Below are 1,402 nucleotides of genomic sequence, written 5' to 3'. Positions count from 1 at the left end.
GGTCATGTCCCTTGACGTGGTGTAGCTGATCTTTCGGTGGTGCCGGGCAGGCTGCTTCCGGTGTCCGGATAGAGGCTGTCCATGCTCTCGATGGAGAGGTAGCGGCGGGGGAAGGCGATCCATTCGTCGTGGAGTTCGGTGAGGACGGCGGTGGCCAGGCGGCTGACGGCGGCGGTGTTCGGGAAGACCTGGACGACGTCGGAGCGTCGTTTGATCTCCCGGTTCAGACGCTCGAGCGGGTTGGTCGACTGGATCTTCTTCCAGTGCTGGTGGGGGAAGTCCGCGAACGCTGTCAGGTCCTCCTTTGCTTCCAGCAGCATCTCCTTGACCTTGGGGAACTGCCCGCCGAGGATGTCGGCGACGGTGTCGAGGTGGGTGCGGACGGCTTCGGCGGTGGGCTGGGCGAAGAGAGTGCGGATGGTCGCGGCGACCATCTCCGCAGAACCTTTCGGGATCACGGAGAACACGTTGCGGACGAAGTGGACGCGGCAGCGTTGCCACGCGGCACCGATCATGACCTTCCGGATGGCCTTGACCAGGCCGCTGTGACTGTCGGAGATCACGAGGCGGACGCCGGTCAGGCCACGTTCTCGCAGGTGACGCAGGAATTGGGACCAGAAGGCTCGGTCTCGCTGTCGCCGACCATCACGCCGACGACTTCGCGGCCGCCGTCTTCGGTGACGCCGGTCGCGATGACGATTGCCTGGGAGACGATCCGGTGCTCGACGCGTGCTTTGACGTAGGTGGCATCGAGGAAGACGTATGGAAACCGGATGTGGTCCAGTGGCCGGGTGCGGAACACCTCGAGCTGTTCGTCGAGACCGGCGCAGATCCGAGAGACCTCGCTCTTCGATATGCCGGTGTCCGAGCCGAGGGCTTTGACCAGGTCGTCGACGGAGCGGGTGGACACGCCGTGGACGTAGGCTTCCATGACCACGGCATAGAGGGCTTGGTCGATACGCCGCCGACGCTCGAGCAGGCTGGGAAAGAAGCTGCCGGCCCGCAGCTTGGGGATGGCGAGTTCCAGGTCGCCGGCCTGCGTGGTCACCGTCTTGTCCCGGTGCCCGTTGCGCCAACTGGTGCGGGCCTCCGTGCGTTCGCCCCACTCGGCCCCGATCCGCGCGGTGGCCTCGGCCTCGATCAGTTCCTGCAGCAGGCGCTCGGCGACCTCACGGACGAGCTCCAGGCTGTCCGCCGAACGTAGTGACTCGAGCAGGCGAAGTAGGTCATGCTGGGACAAGGCACCGTGCACTCCTTGGGTTGAACTGGCCGTTCACCAAGGACATTTGCACGGTGGCCTGCCTGTTCTCAGGGAGCATTAGCGGCAGCCGATGCGCGCTGGAGCACGATGAGGGCGCACTTCCCAGCCAAGATCAGCTACACCACTCGGCGGGACACCATC

At 65.2% G+C, this 1,402-nt stretch carries 1 pseudogene; it reads right to left on the bottom strand.

What is annotated here, in order from left to right:
- Window positions 1-2: 2 nt before the first annotated feature.
- Window positions 3-1,240: pseudogene (locus ACFWW8_RS38595) on the bottom strand (IS256 family transposase).
- Window positions 1,241-1,402: the final 162 nt, after the last annotated feature.

The organism is Streptomyces sp. NPDC058701, from assembly GCF_042715295.1.
Classification (GTDB): Bacteria; Actinomycetota; Actinomycetes; order Streptomycetales; family Streptomycetaceae; genus Streptomyces.
This window is presented reverse-complemented; position numbering and strand designations above follow the sequence as displayed.